Annotated in this window: 18 protein-coding genes and 1 pseudogene; 5 read left to right on the top strand and 14 right to left on the bottom strand. The window is 59.4% G+C overall.

Translation table 11 applies throughout. From position 1 onward, the window contains the following. Positions 1 to 200: 200 nt before the first annotated feature. Entirely contained in the window at positions 201 to 923 is a 723-nt protein-coding gene (locus tag IB252_RS04350; protein WP_192406995.1) for a 1-acylglycerol-3-phosphate O-acyltransferase, read from the top strand. A 162-nt stretch (positions 924 to 1,085) separates the two neighbouring features. Further along, positions 1,086 to 2,057 carry a magnesium and cobalt transport protein CorA gene (locus IB252_RS04345; RefSeq protein ID WP_111450668.1) on the top strand — a complete coding sequence of 324 codons (972 nt, stop codon included), beginning with the start codon at positions 1,086 to 1,088 and terminating at the stop codon, positions 2,055 to 2,057. A gap of 124 nt (positions 2,058 to 2,181) precedes the next feature. Here the strand turns inward: IB252_RS04345 and IB252_RS04340 are convergent, their stop codons facing one another. The 3 genes from IB252_RS04340 to IB252_RS04330 all read right to left on the bottom strand — a co-directional run bounded on the left by IB252_RS04340 (position 2,182) and on the right by IB252_RS04330 (position 6,385). After that, positions 2,182 to 2,910, bottom strand: coding sequence for an amidotransferase (locus tag IB252_RS04340; protein ID WP_192406993.1), 729 nt, complete (start codon positions 2,908 to 2,910; stop codon positions 2,182 to 2,184). A 95-nt stretch (positions 2,911 to 3,005) separates the two neighbouring features. Beyond that, positions 3,006 to 5,150 carry a 3-hydroxyacyl-CoA dehydrogenase NAD-binding domain-containing protein gene (locus IB252_RS04335; protein WP_192406991.1) on the bottom strand — a complete coding sequence of 715 codons (2,145 nt, stop codon included), beginning with the start codon at positions 5,148 to 5,150 and terminating at the stop codon, positions 3,006 to 3,008. Between the two features lie 29 nt (positions 5,151 to 5,179). Next, a complete protein-coding gene (locus IB252_RS04330; RefSeq protein WP_192406989.1) occupies positions 5,180 to 6,385 on the bottom strand; it encodes an acetyl-CoA C-acetyltransferase in 1,206 nt (401 codons plus the stop codon). A 597-nt stretch (positions 6,386 to 6,982) separates the two neighbouring features. On the opposite strand from IB252_RS04330, the gene IB252_RS04325 reads away from it, so the two are divergent. Next, complete coding sequence (locus IB252_RS04325) at positions 6,983 to 7,804, top strand: c-type cytochrome (RefSeq protein ID WP_192407580.1); 822 nt, start codon at positions 6,983 to 6,985, stop codon at positions 7,802 to 7,804. 118 nt (positions 7,805 to 7,922) lie between these two features. Here the strand turns inward: IB252_RS04325 and IB252_RS04320 are convergent. The 9 genes and pseudogenes from IB252_RS04320 to IB252_RS04280 all read right to left on the bottom strand — a co-directional run. Beyond that, positions 7,923 to 8,039, bottom strand: a pseudogene (locus IB252_RS04320) (transglutaminase family protein); the annotation flags it as partial. 147 nt (positions 8,040 to 8,186) lie between these two features. Beyond that, on the bottom strand, positions 8,187 to 8,996 hold the full coding sequence (locus IB252_RS04315) for a transglutaminase family protein (RefSeq protein ID WP_192406987.1): 810 nt from the start codon (positions 8,994 to 8,996) through the stop codon (positions 8,187 to 8,189). Continuing rightward, positions 8,993 to 9,943, bottom strand: a complete 951-nt coding sequence (locus IB252_RS04310; RefSeq protein ID WP_111450675.1) for an alpha-E domain-containing protein — start codon at positions 9,941 to 9,943, stop codon at positions 8,993 to 8,995. Before IB252_RS04310 ends, IB252_RS04315 begins: the two co-directional genes overlap by 4 nt. A gap of 12 nt (positions 9,944 to 9,955) precedes the next feature. Beyond that, entirely contained in the window at positions 9,956 to 11,365 is a 1,410-nt protein-coding gene (locus IB252_RS04305; protein WP_008148806.1) for a circularly permuted type 2 ATP-grasp protein, read from the bottom strand. Between the two features lie 396 nt (positions 11,366 to 11,761). Further along, on the bottom strand, positions 11,762 to 12,103 hold the full coding sequence (locus IB252_RS04300) for a ribonuclease E inhibitor RraB (RefSeq protein WP_008148805.1): 342 nt from the start codon (positions 12,101 to 12,103) through the stop codon (positions 11,762 to 11,764). A gap of 213 nt (positions 12,104 to 12,316) precedes the next feature. Beyond that, complete coding sequence (locus IB252_RS04295; protein ID WP_008148802.1) at positions 12,317 to 12,550, bottom strand: hypothetical protein; 234 nt, start codon at positions 12,548 to 12,550, stop codon at positions 12,317 to 12,319. Between the two features lie 169 nt (positions 12,551 to 12,719). Continuing rightward, a complete protein-coding gene (speE, locus tag IB252_RS04290; RefSeq protein ID WP_192406985.1) occupies positions 12,720 to 13,595 on the bottom strand; it encodes a polyamine aminopropyltransferase in 876 nt (291 codons plus the stop codon). Between the two features lie 212 nt (positions 13,596 to 13,807). Beyond that, entirely contained in the window at positions 13,808 to 13,999 is a 192-nt protein-coding gene (locus tag IB252_RS04285) for a PLDc N-terminal domain-containing protein (protein ID WP_008148797.1), read from the bottom strand. 64 nt (positions 14,000 to 14,063) lie between these two features. Then, positions 14,064 to 14,594: a hypothetical protein gene (locus IB252_RS04280; RefSeq protein ID WP_046047937.1), complete on the bottom strand. Its 531-nt coding sequence runs from the start codon at positions 14,592 to 14,594 to the stop codon at positions 14,064 to 14,066. A gap of 178 nt (positions 14,595 to 14,772) precedes the next feature. On the opposite strand from IB252_RS04280, the gene IB252_RS04275 reads away from it, so the two are divergent. Together IB252_RS04275 and IB252_RS04270 are read left to right on the top strand one after the other, a co-directional pair. Continuing rightward, positions 14,773 to 16,254: a methyl-accepting chemotaxis protein gene (locus tag IB252_RS04275; RefSeq protein WP_192406983.1), complete on the top strand. Its 1,482-nt coding sequence runs from the start codon at positions 14,773 to 14,775 to the stop codon at positions 16,252 to 16,254. 229 nt (positions 16,255 to 16,483) lie between these two features. Beyond that, the gene (locus tag IB252_RS04270; protein ID WP_111450678.1) at positions 16,484 to 16,849 is read left to right on the top strand and encodes an Mpo1-like protein; all 366 of its coding nucleotides are present in this window, start codon (positions 16,484 to 16,486) and stop codon (positions 16,847 to 16,849) included. Here IB252_RS04270 and IB252_RS04265 read toward each other — a convergent pair whose 3' ends face one another. Both IB252_RS04265 and IB252_RS04260 read right to left on the bottom strand, forming a co-directional pair. After that, positions 16,850 to 17,647, bottom strand: a complete 798-nt coding sequence (locus IB252_RS04265) for an acyl-CoA thioesterase (RefSeq protein ID WP_192406981.1) — start codon at positions 17,645 to 17,647, stop codon at positions 16,850 to 16,852. It abuts the gene before it with no gap. Positions 17,648 to 17,887: 240 nt separating this feature from the next. Next, a complete protein-coding gene (locus IB252_RS04260) occupies positions 17,888 to 18,646 on the bottom strand; it encodes a CHAD domain-containing protein (RefSeq protein ID WP_192406979.1) in 759 nt (252 codons plus the stop codon). Between the last annotated feature and the right edge of the window lie 31 nt (positions 18,647 to 18,677).

The raw sequence follows: 18,677 nt of genomic DNA, 5'->3' as shown, positions 1-18,677 counted from the left end.
CACCGAAAAGCCCGACCGTCGTGTCGGGCTTTTTCTTATGCGCTCCGTTAAATAGCCTACAACCGCTCTAGATCGCATCTGACCCATAAGTCGGAAACATGCGCTCAAACATCGTCTATCTCCCACCTCTATAGCGGCAATTGCCGAAAACAGTGCACATCCGTACACTGCGCCACCTTTTGTCCCGGTGGGGCCTGTAAATGCTGTTTGTGTTTCGTATGTTATTGATGGGCCTGCACTTTATTCTGGCCGGTGTGCTTGGGGTGATTCTTGGCCTGTGCCGACCGTTCCACCCGGATAACAGCCGTTTGTGTGCGCGTCTTTATGCATGGCCGGCAATGTGCATTTTGCGTCTGCGGGTGAAGTCTGACGTCGGACCGCTGATGGATAAACCCGACAGCTGCGTGATCATCGCCAATCACCAGTCCAACTACGATCTGTTTGTATTCGGCAACGTGGTGCCCCGCCGCACCGTGTGTATCGGCAAGAAGAGTCTGAAGTGGGTACCGCTGTTTGGTCAGTTGTTCTGGTTGGCGGGCAATGTGCTGATCGATCGCGGCAATGCGCAGAAAGCGCGCCAGTCGATGCTGACCACTACCCACACGTTACAGAATGAAGACACTTCGATTTGGGTCTTCCCGGAAGGCACGCGCAACCTGGGCGAAGAGTTGCTGCCGTTCAAGAAAGGCGCCTTTCAAATGGCCATTGCCGCCGGGGTACCGATTGTTCCGGTGTGTGTCAGCAGTTACGTTAAACACATGCGATTGAACCGTTGGCGCAGTGGGAAGATTCTGATCCGCTCGTTACCGGCGATTCCTACGGCTGGATTGAGCCTGGATGACATGCCGCTGCTGATTGCCCAGTGCCGCGAGCAGATGCGCGAGTGCATCGCTTCGATGGATCGGCAACTGCAAGCCGCATAAAAGAAACCCGCCTTGTGCGGGTTTTCTTTTGCCTGCGAGCTTTTGCCTACGAACTCCGCAGATTTCACTGACTCTCAAGCAGTAGACAGGGCTAAGCTGGAGACTGCCTGCCACTGCCATCTTTGCTAATAGAAAGCTGCCAATAAGAAGTGAATCACTATCATGGGTAGAGTTGTTGCTGCTGCGGTTTATAGCGCTGGTAAGAAAGTCACCAATATCACCCTCGATGAAGGCGCTGCCTGGGCTGCAAAGCCTGGCCACTTTGTCTGGATCGGCCTTGAAGAGCCGAACGCCCAGGAGCTGTTCAATCTGCAACGCCAGTTCAACCTGCACGAACTGGCCATTGAAGACGCCCTGGAAAAACACAGTCGGCCGAAACTGGAAACCTTCGGCGATGCACTGTTCATCGTCACGTATTCGCCGATCCGGAATGAAGGAAAACTGGAGTTCATCGAGACTCATATCTTTGCCGGCAAGGGCTACATCATTACCGCACGCAACGGTCACTCGGCGTCCTACGCCCATGTCCGACAGCGCTGTGAGGCGCGTCCGCTGTTGCTGGAGCATGGGGAAGATTTCGTACTCTATGCCATCCTCGACTTCGTGATCGAAAACTACCAGCCCATGGGTGAAGCGATCCATACAGAGATCGATGAGCTGGAACGCAACGTCATGTGCAGTTCTCTGAACGAACGCGACATTCAAAAACTTCACAGCCTGCGCCGGGATGTCTTGCGTTTGCGTCGTTATGCGGCGCCGATGGTAGAGATTGGTGAGGAACTGCAAAAGCTCAACTTTCCGTTCATCGACAAGAACATGCGCCCGTACTTTCGCGATGTGCAAATCCACGTGACGCGGCAGATGGAAGACCTGACGACCCTGGCGGACATTGCCAGCCAGACTATTGAAGTTGGGGTGTTGCTGGAAGCCTCACGCCAAAGCGTGGTGCAGCGCAAGTTTGCGGCGTGGGCGGCGATTCTCGCCTTCCCGACGGCAGTGGCCGGGATATACGGGATGAACTTTCAGGATATGCCGGAGTTGAGTTGGCATTACGGTTATTTCGGGGTGCTGGGGGTTATTGCGGTGGGGTGCGTAAGTTTGTGGGCGAGTTTCAAGAAATCGGGCTGGCTGTAGCCATTACCGAGGTGCCTGTGACATTCGCGAGCAAGCCCGCTCCCACAGTGGATCTCCAGTGTTGTAGAGATCATTGTGGGAGCGGCGGTGCGACGATTCGACTTGCTCGCGAAGCTTTTATCTTTTAAACCGACTCGGATGCTGGCTTGTGCGCCACAAACCGCATCATCCACTCCGCAACGGTAGTGCCGTGATGCTCGTGCTCAAGGCTCGCCATACCTTTCGAATAAATCTGCTCGCCCAGCGCTTCCTGACGAATATCCAACAGCGCGCGCGAGTAATCGTGAATGAACTCCGGATGCCCCTGGAAGCACAGCACCTGATCGTTGATGTGGTACGCGGCGAACGGGCAGAAATCGCTGGAAGCGATAACCGTGGCGTTTTCCGGGAGTGCGGTGACCTGGTCCTGATGGCTGATCAACAAGATCAGTTCTTCTCTCACCGGGCTCATCCACGGCGCCTTGGCGGCGAGTTTGTACTTGTGGGTGCCGACGCCCCAGCCTTGGGGCGCACGTTCGCTCTTGCCGCCTAGTAACAGCGCCAGCAGTTGATGGCCGAAGCACACGCCCAGCAATTTGTCGCCGCGCTCGTAGCGGGTCAGCAGGTAAGCCTTGAGGGTTTCAATCCACGGGTCAGTGCCGAAGGAATCGGCCTTGCTGCCGGTGACCAGGTAGGCATCGAACGTCAGCTCATCGCCGGGATACTCGCCCTGCATCACGTTGTACACCGTGAACTCGGCAGCGATGGGTTGCTGCGAAAACAGACGCTGGAACATCTGCCCATAACCCTGATATTCATCGACCAGTTCCGGACGCAGGATGTCGGTTTCCAGAATGCAGATGCGTAACGACATAAAAAATACCTGACACATGATGGGAATAATGCACACCCCAGAGCCTGCCTTGAAACACAGTGGCAAGGCAAGCCCCGGAATGCGTCACCCGTCCCCTAGAACGCCTCCCCTTTAGCCGCTTTCTCCAGCAATAGCGCAGGGGGTGCGAATCGCTCGCCATACTGCTCCGCCAGGTACTGGGCGCGGGCGACGAAATCTTTCACGCCATACTGGTTGATGAACTGCAGCGCGCCGCCGGTCCAGGCGGCGAAGCCGATGCCGAAGATCGAGCCGACGTTGGCGTCCGCCGTCGAGGTCAACACCCCCTCCTCCATACAGCGCACGGTTTCGATGGCTTGCACGAACAGCAGCCGATCGCGCACGTCCTTCGGCGAAATCTGCCCGTCAGCCTTCTCGAAAAGGCTTTTCAGCTCTGGCCACAGATGCTTCTGCCCACGGGTCGGATAATCATAGAAACCACCACCAGCAGCCTTGCCCGGACGCTTGTATTCCTGGAGCAGCAAGTCAATCACGGCGAATGCCGGGTGCTCAATCAGTGGTTTCCCTTCTGCTCGCAGGTCTTTGGCAGTTTGCTGGCGGATATGGCTCATCAAGCTGAGGGAAACTTCGTCGGAGATCGCCAGAGGTCCGATTGGCATGCCGGCCTTGCGCGCTTCGGTCTCGATCATCGGCGCGCTCACGCCTTCGCCCAGCATGACGATGCCTTCGTTGGTGAATGTGCCGAACACCCGCGAGGTGAAGAAACCGCGACTGTCGTTGACCACAATCGGCGTTTTCTTGATTTGCAGGACGAAATCGAACCCGCGAGCCAGGGTTTCGTCGCTGGTGTGGGCGCCTTTGATGATTTCCACCAAGGGCATTTTCTCCACGGGGCTGAAGAAATGCAGGCCAATGAACTTGCTCTGATCCGGCACGGCGGCAGCGAGGCCGCTGATGGGCAAGGTCGACGTGTTGGAAGCAATCACCGCATCCGGGCCAACGACTTTTTGCGCCGCCGAAGAGACGCTGGCTTTCAGTTCGCGATCTTCAAACACCGCTTCAATGATCAGATCACAACCGGCCAGGTCGGCGTCGCTTTCAGTGGGATGAATTCGCGCCAGCGTTGCATCGCGCTGATCGGCACTCAATTGGCCACGCGCAACCTTCTTGTCCAGTAGAGCCGCCGAATGAGCCTTGCCCTTCTGTGCGGCCGCAAGATTGATGTCCTTGAGCACCACGTCGATGCCGGCCGATGCGCTGACAAAGGCGATTCCGGCGCCCATCATGCCTGCGCCCAGCACGCCCACGCGACGCGTCACGTAGGGTGCAAAGCCTTGGGGCCGCGAGCTGCCGGCATTGATTTCGTTGAGCTGGAACCAGAACGTGCCGATCAGGTTTTTCGACACTTGGCCGGTGGTCAATTCGGTGAAGTAACGGGTTTCGATCAAGTGCGCGGTGTCGAAATCCACCTGAGCACCTTCCACCGCGGCGCAGAGGATTTTTTCTGGCGCGGGCAGACAGCCCTGGGTTTTGCTGCGCAGGATCGACGGCGCGATGGCCAGCATTTGCGCGACTTTCGGGTTCGACGGCGTACCACCGGGAATCTGATAACCCTTCACGTCCCAGCGCTGCACAACCGAAGGGTGGGCGATAATCCAGGTGCGCGCCTTGGCCAGCAATTCATCACGATCCGCCGCCAACTCATCAATCAAACCTGCCCGCAACGCCTGCTGCGGCCGGACTTTCTTGCCCTCGAGCAAATAGGGCAAGGCTTTTTCAATACCGAGCATCCGCACCATGCGCACCACCCCGCCGCCGCCCGGCAGCAGGCCGAGGGTCACTTCCGGCAGGCCGAGTTGCACCGAAGAATCGTCCAGCGCAACCCGGTGATGGCACGCCAGGCAGATTTCCCAACCGCCGCCCAACGCCGCGCCGTTGATCGCGGCGACCACCGGTTTACCGAGGGTTTCGAGGGTGCGCAGCTGCCCTTTGAGTGTCAGCACCCTGTCGTAAAAGGCTTTGGCTTCAGGCTTGCCGACCTTGATCAGTTCATTGAGGTCGCCGCCGGCGAAAAAGGTTTTCTTGGCCGAGGTGATGATCACGCCGGCGAGGGTGTCTTTGTCGGCAACCAGTCTGGCGACACACGCGGCCATGGCTTCGCGGTAGACCGCGTTCATGGTGTTGGCGCTCTGGCCCGGCATGTCGATGGTCAGGACGACGATCTGGTCCTGACCTTTTTCGTAACGGATGGCTTCGGTCATGAAAGGGTTTCCTTGAAGTCGGTCGGGGCTCAGAGGCGTTCGATGATGGTGGCGATGCCCATGCCGCCGCCGACACACAGCGTCGCGAGGCCATAGCACAGGCGCCGGGTTTCCAGTTCATCGAGCAACGTGCCGAGGATCGCGCAGCCAGTGGCGCCCAGCGGGTGACCCAAGGCAATGGAGCCGCCGTTGACGTTGACCTTGTCCGGGTCGATCGCCATGTCCCTGATGAATTTCAGCACCACCGAGGCAAACGCTTCGTTGACCTCGAACAGGTCGATGTCTTCAACCCGTAGCCCGGCCTTGGCCAGTGCCTTGCGGGTGGCCGGCGCGGGGCCGGTGAGCATGATGGTCGGGTCGGTGCTGGTGACGGCGGTGGCGACGATCCGCGCCCGCGGTTGCAAACCCAGCGCCCGGCCCTTCGCTTCGGAGCCAATCAGCATCAGCGCCGCGCCATCGACGATCCCGGAACTGTTACCCGCCGTGTGCACGTGGTTGATCCGCTCGACATGGCTGTAGACCCGAAGCGCCGTGGCATCGAAGCCCATTTGCCCGATCATCTCGAAGCTCGGCTTGAGCTGGCCCAAGCCTTCCATGGTCGATCCGGCGCGGATGAATTCATCGTGATCGAGCAGGATGATGCCGTTCTGGTCCTGCACCGGCACCAGCGATTTGTTGAACGAACCGTCGGCCCTTGCCCGCGCAGCTTTTTGCTGGGAGTGCAGCGCATAGGCATCGACGTCTTGACGGCTGAAGCCTTCCAGTGTGGCGATCAGGTCAGCGCCCACGCCTTGAGGGGCGAAATGGCTATGAAAACTGGTTTCCGGGTCGTGTGCCCAGGCGCCGCCATCGCTGCCCATCGGCACGCGGGACATGGATTCGACGCCGCCGACCACCACCAGGTCTTCGAAGCCGGAACGCACCTTCATCGCGCCGAGGTTCACCGCCTCCAGCCCCGAGGCGCAGAAGCGATTGATCTGCAAACCCGCCACGCTGACGTCCCAATCCGCCACCTGGGTCGCGGCTTTGGCGATGTCGGAACCCTGATCGCCGACAGGCGTCACGCAGCCAAGTACCACATCGTCGACCTGACTGGTATCGAGAGACGTGCGCTGTTGCAGCGCCGTGAGCAGCCCGGCCACCAGGTTCACCGGTTTGACGCTGTGCAAGGCACCATTGGCCTTGCCTTTGCCGCGGGGCGTGCGTAACGCGTCGAAAATCAAAGCTTGGGTCATGACGTTCTCGAACCTGGGCAGGGAGTAAATTCAGAGTCTCCACCTTAGGCCGAGCAGCCCCGGATTCAATGACCGCAGTGCTCACAGACGTTGACGGTCACGCTCAGACGGACGGTAGGCAACCACCGGATTAACCGATTCAGGACCCCAAGCTGTCTAGCAAACGGGCGCCCAAGAAGCTGGCAATAGGCCTCATGCCTTTTTAAAAGCAATTTATGTTAAGTCCATACGAAATGGATCTAAACCAAGCGTGACGCGGGCTCTAAGGTGAACTTGTACGAAGTTGTCGTCGGGTTTTGCCGAGGCGCTCGTCAAACAGGAAGTGCAACGCTCTGCCGTCATGGAGAAATGCAGGCAGGCATCAGGAAATAACAATAAAGGCGGTCAAGCCATGTTCAAACAATCGAAAGTACGTCAAGCCGGGCTCATTCTTTTCGCCACTACGCTGTTGTTGATTTTGCCGAACCTGACCAAGGTGATCGGCTAGTCGGTCAATAAAAAATACGGCGCCAGGTTTTGGTATCGCCCTCTAAAAATGTGTCCGGCTCGCTACCCGGGTCAGCGTGAGTGTGCCAACCTTTACGGCACTTCCACGACATGGACGGCGATCATTTGAAAACGCTCATTTTGTTCGGGGCCTTGCTGCTCAGCACGCCTCTGTCTGCCGCACAGCTGAACCTTGAGCTGGGCGCGAGCAATCGCACCTGGCAAACCGAGGAGTTGCTCAAGCATCCTCAGGTGCAGACCCTCACTGTCAGCAATGACGTTTCCTACAAACGGGACATGAGCTATCGCGCTGTTCCGTTGGCTGCATTGTTGACGGGCATCAAACCTGAAGACCACTTACAAGCGGTAGCCCTGGATGGTTTTGCCGCAGAACTGTCAGCCGCACCGTTGCTCAGCACCCAGGGCGCGCGCGCATGGCTGGCGATTGAAGAACCCGCCAAGCCGTGGCCGCCGCTGTCGGAAGGCAAACCCGGCGCCGGGCCGTTCTATCTGGTCTGGACCGATCCGCAGGCGGGCGACATCAGCCCCGAACAATGGCCCTTTCAAGTCGCGAGCATCAAGCGCATGGCACCGGTGGCCGAGCGCTTCCCTGCCCTGCGGCCCGATCCGGCGTTGAAGGCTGACGACCCGGTGAACAAGGGCTTTGCGCTGTTTCAGAAGAATTGCCTGGCATGTCACCGATTGAACGGCGCCGGGGATGCGCAATTTGGGCCGGACCTGAACATTCCGTTTAACCCGACCGAGTACTTCGGCGCGGATTTCCTCAAGCGCTACATTCGTGATCCGCAGAGCTTGCGCCAGTGGCCACAGGCGAAGATGCCCGGGTTCTCGGCGACGGTGTTGCCGGACGGGGATCTGGAGAGGCTGGTGGGGTATTTGAAGCACATGGCTGGGCGCAAGGTTAAACCCTGACACTACCCCCCCTGTGGGAGCCTGCTCGCGATGACGGTGTGTCAGTCACAGAAGTGGTGACTGATAAGACGCTATCGCGAGCAGGCTCGCTCCCACAGGGGATTTGTGGTGTTCCGGGTTACTGCTGCTGGACGGAGATAATCGGCATCGGTGTCGGTGACACAAACACTTTCGCATGCATCTGCTCGCAACCACCGCCACGCCGCATGCCACGCACCGGGCAGGCATCCAGGTAAGGCTGGGCGAAAAGTTAAGCCCTGACACTACCCCCCTGTGGGAGCGAGCCTGCTCGCGATGACGGTGTGTCAGTCACAGAAGTGGTGACTGATAAGACGCTATCGCGAGCAGGCTCGCTCCCACAGGGGATTTGTGGTGTTCCGGGTTACTGCTGTTGGACGGAGATAACCGGCATCGGCGTCGGTGACACAAACACCTTCGCATGCATCTGCTCGCAACCACCGCCACGCCGCATGCCACGCACCGGGCAGGCATCCAGGTAATCCAGGCCCACCGCCAGTTTCAGATGACGCTCGGGCCGCGCCAATTCATTGGTCACGTCGAAGCTGTACCAGGCGTCATCGAGCCAGGCTTCCGCCCAGGCGTGACTGGCCAGGTGTTCGCTGTTCTCGCTGTACAAATAGCCCGACACATAACGCGACGGAATGCCCAGGCTGCGAGCACAGGCGAGAAAAGCGTGGGTGTGGTCCTGACAGACGCCCGAACGCCCGGCGAAGGCCTGGGCGGCGCTGGTGTCCACTTCGGTTGAACCCGGCGTGTAGGTCATGTGCTGGTTCAGGCCATGCATCAAGTCGATCAGTGCCGTGCGATCCCGGCGTTGCTTGCACGCCTTCTCGGCGAACGCACGCAGGGCTTCGTCGGCTTCGGTCAAGCGCGTGAAGCGCAGGAACGGCAGTGCCGACTGGCTTTCATGCTCCGCCTCGCGCAATTCGTCGATGTCCACCTGGCCCCGGGCGCCGATGATGATCGCCTCGTGGGGCTCGTCCAGGGTCAGCACGTGCAGGATGTTGCCGAACGGATCGAGTTGCGCACGCACCGGGCGCGGCAAGTCGAGCTGCCAGCTGAGCACGTGCTGGCGCTCGCTGTCGTGGGGGGTCAGTCGCAGGTACTGGATGCTCGCCCGCACCTGATCTTCGTAGTGATAGGTGGTCTCGTGGCTAATGGAAAGTCTCATGCAGCCTCCAGGTAGGAACTGTGTATGGCGTTACCCAACTGGCGCACCAGCGGGATGAACTCGGTCAGCCAGGCGTGCAGGCCTTCGTCGAGAATTTCGGTGATGCCGGTGTAGCGCAGGCGTGCGTCGATTTCCGCTGCCAGGCGTTGCGCGGGACGGCCGTTGGCCCCCGGCAGCTGGGCGAGGATCTGGTCGATTTCTTCGGTGCAGGCGCGCAATGAACGCGGCACGTCAGCACGCAGCAACAGCAACTCGGCCACATGCCGGGCGCCGGGGGCGTCGCGGTAGATCTCGGTGTAGGCCTCGAACGAGGACAACGCCCGCAGCAAAGCACTCCACTGGTAATAGGCGTGAGCGGTGCCATCGCTGACCGCTTCTGCCTGATCGCCAGCCATTTCGTAGCGGGCGTCGAGCAGGCGCAGCGTGTTGTCGGCCCTTTCGATAAACGTCCCCAGACGAATAAAGCGGAACGCATCGTTACGCATGATCGTGCCGTAGGACGCGCCGCGAAACAGGTGGGAACGTTCCTTGATCCACTCGCAGAAACGGCTCATGCCGTAGCGACTCAGGCCCTGATCGGCAATCCCGCGGATTTCCAGCCAGGTGGCATTGATGTTTTCCCACATGTCGGCGGTGATTCGCCCACGTACCGCATGGGCGCTGGCCCGCGCGGCGCCGAGGCAGCTGTAAATGCTCGCCGGGTTGGCCGCGTCCAGGGCGAAGAAATGCAGCAGCCGCTCAGCGTGCAATTCGCCGTGGCGCTCCAGGTAATCGTCCAGGGTGCCGGTGATCAGCAACGGCATGGCGAGTTCATGCAGGCCGTCACCACGACCATCCTGCGGCATCAGCGACAGCGAATAACTGATGTCGAGCATCCGTGCGAGGTTTTCCGCCCGCTCCAGGTAACGCGACATCCAATACAAATCCGAGGCAGTTCTACTTAACATGGCAGGCTTCCTTCAATCCTCGACCACCCAGGTGTCCTTGGTTCCACCGCCCTGGGATGAATTCACCACCAGGGAGCCTTCGCGCAGGGCAACACGGGTCAAACCGCCGGGCACAACCCGGGTTTCGCGGCCAGACAATACAAACGGACGCAGGTCGATGTGGCGTGGAGCAATGCCGTTTTCGACAAAGGTCGGACAGGTCGACAGGGACAACGTCGGTTGCGCGATGTACGCATGGGGCTTGGCTTTGATCCGCGCACGGAAAGACTCGATTTCCGCCGCCGTCGCCGCCGGCCCGACCAGCATTCCGTAACCGCCGGAGCCCTGGGTTTCCTTGACCACCAGTTCCGGAAGATTGGCCAGTACGTGGGACAATTCGGAGGGATTACGACACTGCCACGTCGGCACATTCTTCAGAATCGGCTCTTCATCCAGGTAGAAACGGATCATGTCCGTCACGAATGGATACACCGACTTGTCGTCCGCGACCCCGGTGCCGATGGCATTGGCCAGCACCACGTTGCCGGAGCGATACGACGACAGCAGCCCTGGAACGCCGAGCATCGAGTCCGGGTTAAACGCCAGCGGATCGAGGAACGCATCGTCGAGGCGACGGTAGATCACGTCGACGGCTTTCGGCCCGTCCGTGGTGCGCATGAACACCTTGTCATCCCGCACGAACAGGTCCGCGCCTTCGACCAGTTCAACGCCCATTTCCCGCGCCAGAAACGCATGTTCAAAGAACGCACTGTTGAAACGACCCGGCGTCAGTACCACCACGCTCGGGTTATCAATCGGGCTGGAGCTTTTCAGGGTGTCGAGCAACAGGTTCGGATAGTGGTCGATGGGGGCAATGCGCTGGGCTGCGAACAACTCGGGGAACAATCGCATCATCATCTTGCGGTCTTCGAGCATGTAGCTCACGCCGCTCGGTGTACGAAGATTGTCTTCGAGCACGTAGTACGTGCCGTCGCCATCGCGCACCAGATCGACACCGGAGATGTGGGAATAGATATCGCGGTGCAGATTCAGCCCTTGCATCGCCAACTGGTATTGCTCGTTGGCCAGCACTTGCTCGGCCGGGATGATGCCGGCCTTGATGATGCGCTGCTCGTGATAGAGGTCGGCGAGGAACATGTTCAACGCCTTGACCCGCTGAATGCAGCCGCGCTCGACGACTCGCCATTCACTGGCGGGGATGCTGCGGGGGATGGTGTCGAAGGGAATCAGGCGCTCTGTCCCTTGCTCATCACCATAGAGCGTGAATGTAATCCCGGCGCGATGAAATAACAGATCGGCCTCGCGTCGCCGTTGTGCCAAAAGCTCGTCAGGCGTTTCGGCCAGCCAACGGGCAAACTCCCGATAATGCGGGCGGACCTGGCCGCCGGCATCGTACATCTCATCAAAATAGGTGCGGATCATGCCGTACTCCTTGTCACCCGGACATCTGGGCTTCGCAAAGCCCGTGCCATCGGCATAAACGCTTTGATATCAATCAGTTGGATAATCACATTGCACGCACCGCACCAATCCTGTGCGGTAAATGCCCCCACCCGATCGCCCCCGCTTCATTGCGAAGCAATGTTGTCGCCTATCACCAGCATAGCCAGAGTTGATTTCACTGCCCGAGAGTCGCTGCGGATAATCCGCGCATTCGCTGAAAATCTTGACGAACTTCCCTTTAGCCGCCTGTTCAGGCGGTTTTTTTTGCGTCGGATTCTTGTTTCAGGGTTTTGCCAGGTGCGTTTTCTGCCCCACGAAAACGAAAACGGCCAACCCGAAGGTCAGCCGTTGCTGAGCGTTGTCACTGTTCATAAGCTATGCGAGTCGCCCTCGTACCTCCTGCTTGACGCCCCATCCTTCGATGATGCCGCCCAAAGGCTCGACCACCGCCTCGAAATCCTGCTCAAAATCGCCAATGCCGTCATAAGTGGCGTACATCACTTTGCTCAGTTCCAGGTACCACGCGCCGTCATCGCGCACGCTGATTTGTGCATTCAAGGATTCACCACAGTAATGCCCTGCCGCCCTGCGCGCCCGCTCCTCGTCCGGAAAAATGGCGTAGAACTCGATGGGATGGAATCGTGAAAAGTCGAAGCCGCCTTCTTTCATGCGGCGCAACACGCTGGTGCTGATGTCTTCTTGATAGGCTGTGCTCATGAAACGTCCCCCTCAGACTGATGGATAGACTTTCCGTATTCCCGGCACTCGCAACCGAATGGGGCGAGCGATGCGGCAACAACGTTGCCGGTGGGAAGCAAGCATGTAGCTGACAAGACCAGACCTTAGCGATCCGTTCGCTGATCTCGGTTGCAGAGTAGCCTCAAGATAGAGCCACTGCCAAGGTCTGGTTAGAAATGTGACAGGAGATGTTCAGATTGGCGTGATGCTGAGGATTTCAATGCTGTTCTGGGTCTTCAGACTTTTGACCGTCGGATCATCGGCGCGCCCTTCCAGATCGTTGAGGTCCAGTTCGGCAGCCACAGGCAGGCACCGGGCGCGAATAAGCTTCGCGGCTTGCTCGTTGTTCGGGCATTCATCGCTCTCGAACACCTCGTCAACTTGTTCACCGTGATCATCAACGAAAGTGACTTTCCACTTTTGCATCAGGTGCCTCCTCGATAAAACCCATGGATGGGCTTACATGTATCTCGACATTCTTCCCCGGCCAATCGTTCAACCGGACCTTCTACTTCTATAAGTGAAGCATGAAAAAAGGGCCGTCTGCGGTGTGTTTTCACACAACCTGAGAGGGCCCTTTCTGGTTTGCTCGATATCAGTCGTTGCTAGGCTTGTTCACAGCCTGCAGGACGTATTGCGGCAAGGCGAACGCGCCGATGTGGATTTCCGGGTTGTAGTAGCGGGTGATGATGCCGCTGCCGGCGAAGCGCTGCTGCAGGGTTTCGCGGGACAACTTGCGATAAGCGGTATTGGTCGCGCCCCAGGCGAAGGTCATGGCGCCGCCGATGTAGGTCGGCACGGCCGCCTGATAGAAGTGCCAGTCCGGGAACAGGCTACGCAGGCGTCCGGCGGTGGTTTTGACTTCTTCGATTTGCATGAACGGCGTGCCGTTCTGGGTCACCAGGATGCCGCCTTCGTTCAGGCAGCGACGGCAGGCCTGGTAGAAGTTTTCCGAGAACAGCACTTCGCCCGGGCCGATCGGGTCGGTGGAGTCGGAAATGATCACGTCGAATTTTTCGCTGGTGGTGGCGACGAAACGCATGCCGTCGTCGATCACCAGGTTCAGGCGCGGATCAGCGAACGCCCCCTTGGAGTGGTTCGGCAGGAATTTCTTGCACATGTCGACCACGGTGCCGTCGATCTCGACCATGGTGATGTGCTCGATGCTGCGGTGCTTGGCCACTTCACGCAGCATGCCGCCGTCACCGCCACCGATGATCAGCACGCGCTTGGCGGTGCCATGCGCCAGGATCGGCACGTGGGTCAACATCTCGTGGTAGATGAATTCGTCGGCTTCAGTGGTCTGGATCACGCCGTCCAGCGCCATGACGCGGCCCATGCGCGGGTTTTCGAAAATCACCAGATGCTGGTGTTCGGTACGCACTTCGTGCAGCAGTTTTTCCATGCGAAAACGCTGGCCGTAACCTTCGTAGAGGGTTTCCAGGTACTCGCTGGTCGGGGTGTCGCTCATGGGAAGTGCTCCGATGAATGCAGATGGCAAGACGCGAATACTACGTCGCAGCACATGACAGGTCGAACCTTCGTCTGTCGGGTAGGCATGGAACAGTGTGGGAGCGAGCCTGCTCGCGATAAACGATAACGCGGTTTACAGGGAAACCGCGGCGTCTGCATCGCGAGCAGGCTCGCTCCCACAGGGGAAAGGTGTCGGCTTTGGGTGCGTATTCAGATCCGGACGTTTCCTCGAGGCCCGGCGATGGCCCAGATGATCAGGCCCAGCACCGGCAGCAGCAGGATCAGCAGCACCCAGATGATTTTCATCCCTGTGTCGGCACCACTTTTGAGCACGTTGATGATTGCCCAGATATCCAGGGCAAGAATAATCAGGCCAATCAGACCATTGAACGTGGAACCCATGGTGTCGCTCCCTAAGAGTGGTTTGCACTCTTAGGATAGCCGGCCCTTGCGAGGGTTCCGTTTTTTAAACGTGGACGGCGATTTTGAGGGCTTCCAGCGAGGGTGCGGCAGCGATGCCGACTTTGGCGCACAACTCGAGTACGCGCGGCACGTCGTTGCCGTAGACCAGCACCACTTGCAGCTCGTCGTCGAGCAACTGACTGAAGTTCATCAGCGTGTAACCGCCGTTTTCCTTGTTCATGCTGCCCATCTGCACCTGAATGCGATTGAGCGCGGTCAGGGCTTCAGTCTTGGCCAGTTGCTTGGGCTTGATATTGAAATCAACCCCGGGACCGAACGAGGAAACGATCTGGGCGAACAGGTCCACATAGGTGTCGGCCTGGAACAGCACGGTCTCCGGAAGGCTGCCGACGACGACCCACTCGCCCAGCGGAATCGGGAACGTTTCGTCGTAGTTGATATCCGGATTGGCCGTCAGAAAAGCCTCGGGATCGGCGTAGGCCTGGGCCGCTTCGTCAGCGACTTTCAGGATTTCGTCATCGCTCATGCACCCGGAGCTTATTTTGCTGATGAGTTCGACGAGTGCGGCTTTCATGGGGCGGAATCCTGTAGCGAGGGAGTTTTGAAGGCGCGAAGGATAGCGCATTACGCCCCGCAATTCCTGTGCGCGAGCATGGCCGGGATTGTTGACGCACATCAAGATCCAGCCCCCTGAGTAGCGGCACAATACTGGCACCTTGCCGAAACTGTTTCCGCTATCAGAGAAGACCTCCATGGGTGCCTGGCTTAGCAATATCTCGCTGAAATACAAATTCTGGGCGGTCAACGCCGTCGCCTTCGTCACGACCTTGCTGCTGGTGTTGTACGCCGTACAGCTCGAACAACAGGCCCGCAGCCATGCTTACCAGGCATCGGCACAAGCCCAGGCGCGACTGCTCAGCGCCTGGCCCGCCGGGCAACCGCTCCCCAAAGCCGATAACGTGCTGACGTTCAGTCGCGGGCAAGCACCGTTGCTGAACGGGCAGCCGGTACTGGAACTGGCCGATACCAACGGCTGGGTCACAATCAATGCCATGCCGCTGTTCGGCGACAACCCGTTGATGGGCGCGGAAGTGTTTACGCGCCCGGAGGGTAACCAGGTCGCGGTGATTGCCCATGGCCCGAGCCTGGCGCAGGTATTTGGCGAGCGTTTTCCCAACTACGCCGTGGCGGTGGCGATCCTGATGCTGGCGATGCTCGGCGCTTCGCAATTGTTGATCCGCTTCCTGCTCAGCCAGCTCAATACGCTGAAGGACGTGATGCTCCACGTCGAGAAAACCGGTGACCTGTCGGCACGCGTGCCGCTGGCCTGCACCGACGAAGTCGGGCAGATGGCCAATGCCTTCAACGCCATGCAGGCCGGTTACCAGCGAGTGGTCAATACCGTCGCCAGCACCGCCCGGCAACTGGATGTCGGCGCAGCGCGGCTGGCGTCGAGCATGAACGAGGTGCGTCACGGCATGCTCGGCCAGCAAAGCGAAACCGATCAGGCCGCCACGGCGATCAACGAAATGACCGCCACGGTCTATCACATTGCCCAGCACGCTGGCGCCACCCGCGATCTCTCGCAAACCGCCGACACCCTGGCCGGCAGCGGGCAGGAAGTGGTCAGTCGGGTGCAGAAGTCGATTGCCGGCCTGTCCAGCGGGGTGCAACAGACTGCCGAGATGATCCAGCGCCTGGCCGAGGACAGTCAGAAGATCAACGGCGTGGTCAGTGTGATTCACAGCATCGCCGAGCAGACCAATCTGCTGGCGCTGAACGCAGCGATTGAAGCGGCCCGTGCCGGTGAAATGGGTCGCGGGTTTGCGGTGGTCGCCGATGAAGTGCGTAACCTGGCCAAACGTGTCCAGACCTCCACTGACGAAATCACGATCATGGTTTCCGCGTTGCAGGCCGGGACTCGGGACGCGGTGGATTTCATGCAGGAAAGCTCGTTCAAGGCCGACGATTGCGTGCAGCAGGCTCAGGAGGCCGGTGCCGCATTGGCAGAAATCACCAGCGCCGTGGCGCAGATGCGCGAAAGCAACACGCAGATCGCGGTGGCGGCCGAGCAGCAGAGTCACGTGGCCGAAGAGATGAATCGGGCGGTGGTGAGCATTCGGGATGTGACCGAGAACACCGTGCAGCAGACCGTGGATTCGGCGACTACCAGCAATGAGCTGGCGGCGTTGGCGGGGGAATTGAGCAAGGCAATCGGTCAGCTCAAGCTGTAAGGGCCCCTTCGCGAGCAAGCCCGCTCCCACAGGTGATCTTCAGTGGCCATTAATTTTTGGTACCAAAGAGCTCCACTGTGGGAGCGAGCCTGCTCGCGATAGCGTCAGCCCGGTCAACATCAATATTGACCATGACACCTATCACTCCAATAGCCAGCCTTGATTCGCCGACGGGTTTGCCCCGGCCTATTCTTTGTTCAAGAGCCTCAACGAACCAAGGATTACCATCATGGGCAAACGTCACCCCAACCTCCCCGCCTGGCAATGGCGAGCGTACCCGAACAATCACCAGCACCCGACCAATCTGGTGCTGCACCTGATTGCCGTGCCGCTGTTCATCGTGGCGTTTCTGCTGATTGTCTCGGGAGTGTTCGGTCTGAGCTTCACCAATATCGCGATTGGCGTCATCGGCCTGCTCGCCGCCCTCGGCCTGCAACGCCACGGTCACACCTTGGAAGCGCAAGCCTCCGAGCCGTTCAGCGATCGCAAAGATGCCGTGTCGCGCTTGCTGGTCGAGCAGTTTCTGACCTTCCCACGGTTCTTCCTGAGCGGCGGCTGGTGGCGCGCCTGGCGTGAGCGCCACCGTCGTCACTGATCAGGCGAAAATCGTCACCGTCTGCCGGCTCATGGCAATCAACTGACCGTCCGCGTTCCACAATTTCGCGGCCGCATGACCGTAGCCGTCAGCGGCATGTTCGATTTCAACCAGGTATTTGCACCAGTCCAGCGTGCTCAGTTCAAGCAATGGCTGGACGAATTCGATGGTCCAGGTCAGCGTGCTGCCCATTGCCGGCTTTTTCAGGTGCGGCAACAGCGCCGGTGGCCAGGCGTCGACCAGCGCCAGGATATGCGACTCGCTGACCACTTCTTCCTTCACGTCCCCACGCAAGCGCACCCAACCGCCCATCTCGCGGGATTTGTTGCCGGTGAACGGCAGACCGCCGACGCTCCAGCGCATCGCCAGATGACGCATGAATTCCGGGGTAACGCCTTTGACGTAAGGCAATTCCTGGCAGTCGTCCCAGTGCTTCATCTCGGGTGCCGGTTCGGCGATCACCGCCACTTCCGACGGCCGCGAGGCGCCGAAGCTGCCCTGGACCAACGTCACCACCTGGCCCTTCTGCATCGCCCGACCCAGCACCTGGCTGACCGCTTTGCCTTCGCGCAACACATCGACTTCAAAGCTGACCGGCACTTCAGGCTCGACCGGGCCGACAAAGGTAATCGCCAGCGAACGCACCGGACGATCCGCCGGGACTTTTGCGCGCATGGCTTCGTACTGCAAGGCGGCCACCAAGCCACCGAAACTGGCGCGCCCCTGAGCCCATTCGGCCGGGATAGACAGCTCCAGCGGCTGGCTGCGGACAGCGTCGAGCAGATCGGAAAAGCGCATGGAAACCTCGGTGCAGGAAAAGGATGAAGGGATCTTAACCAGCCGGCGAGGATGGCACAGCGCTTATTCCGGCCAAAGAGACTGACAGATAGGCCGCATGCCGGACATCGATTCAACATTCAACAGTGATCTAATGTGGGAGCGAGCCTGCTCGCGATAGCGGTCTTTCAGCCTCATCCATGTTGGATGTGAAAACGCTTTCGCGAGCAGGCTCGCTCCCACAGGGGATTTGTGGTGGTATCAGGATTTGAAACAGTCAGCGCTGAGTTTGTCGAGGACTTGGTCGGCACGGCCTTCGGCCTTGGCCATGGCGGTTTTCCAGGCCGCGACGCAGGGCTGCAAATCGGTTTCCTGCTCGGCCATGGCCAGCCATTGCAAGCAATCGTGCCAATCGCCCAAGGCACCTTGCGCGGACTTCAAGCGCGGCATCGCCGCTTTCGGCAATCGATCCAGTTCGGGATAAGCTTCGATGCCATAGCGCACACGTTTGATCAGCAGACGCAAACGGTGGCGATCATGTGCCGGATCGTGCAGGGCTTTGTCGAGCTTTTTCCACTGCTTGGCCAAGCGTTTTTCGATGTGCCGACGCAACCCCTTGACCAGGCCCTGACGCTGGGAGGCCCGCAGAAAACGCGGAAAGGCGTCGAGGATCATCAGCAACTGCGCCACTTCAGGGCTCGTCGCGACCGCCGGGTAAGCCTCGGCCATCGGCGCCATACGCCGATGGGCAGCCTGGGGTTGATCATGCTCGAGCAGGTACGCCGCCAGCACTTCGCGATCGCGCAACGGCGTGGTCAAGTCGCCGACCCGGGACGCCGCCGCTTCCAGCTGTTCGACCCCGGGCAAGCCGCGCAATGGCCGCAGCAAACTGCGCAAACGGCGAACCGTGGTGCGTAGATCGTGCAACGCTTCAGGGTCGGTGCGGGCACTCAAGCGTGCCTGACAGGCCAGCAAACGGACTTCCAGGCCCAGGACATGAGCCACCAACCGGTTAATCATGGGGGTTTACTCCGTAAACAGCTGCAAGCCG

It is taken from the genome of Pseudomonas sp. PDM10, from assembly GCF_014852295.1.
Lineage (GTDB): Bacteria > Pseudomonadota > Gammaproteobacteria > Pseudomonadales > Pseudomonadaceae > Aquipseudomonas.
The sequence above is the reverse complement of the archived record's forward strand: the minus strand, read 5'-3'. Positions and strand labels throughout refer to the sequence as shown.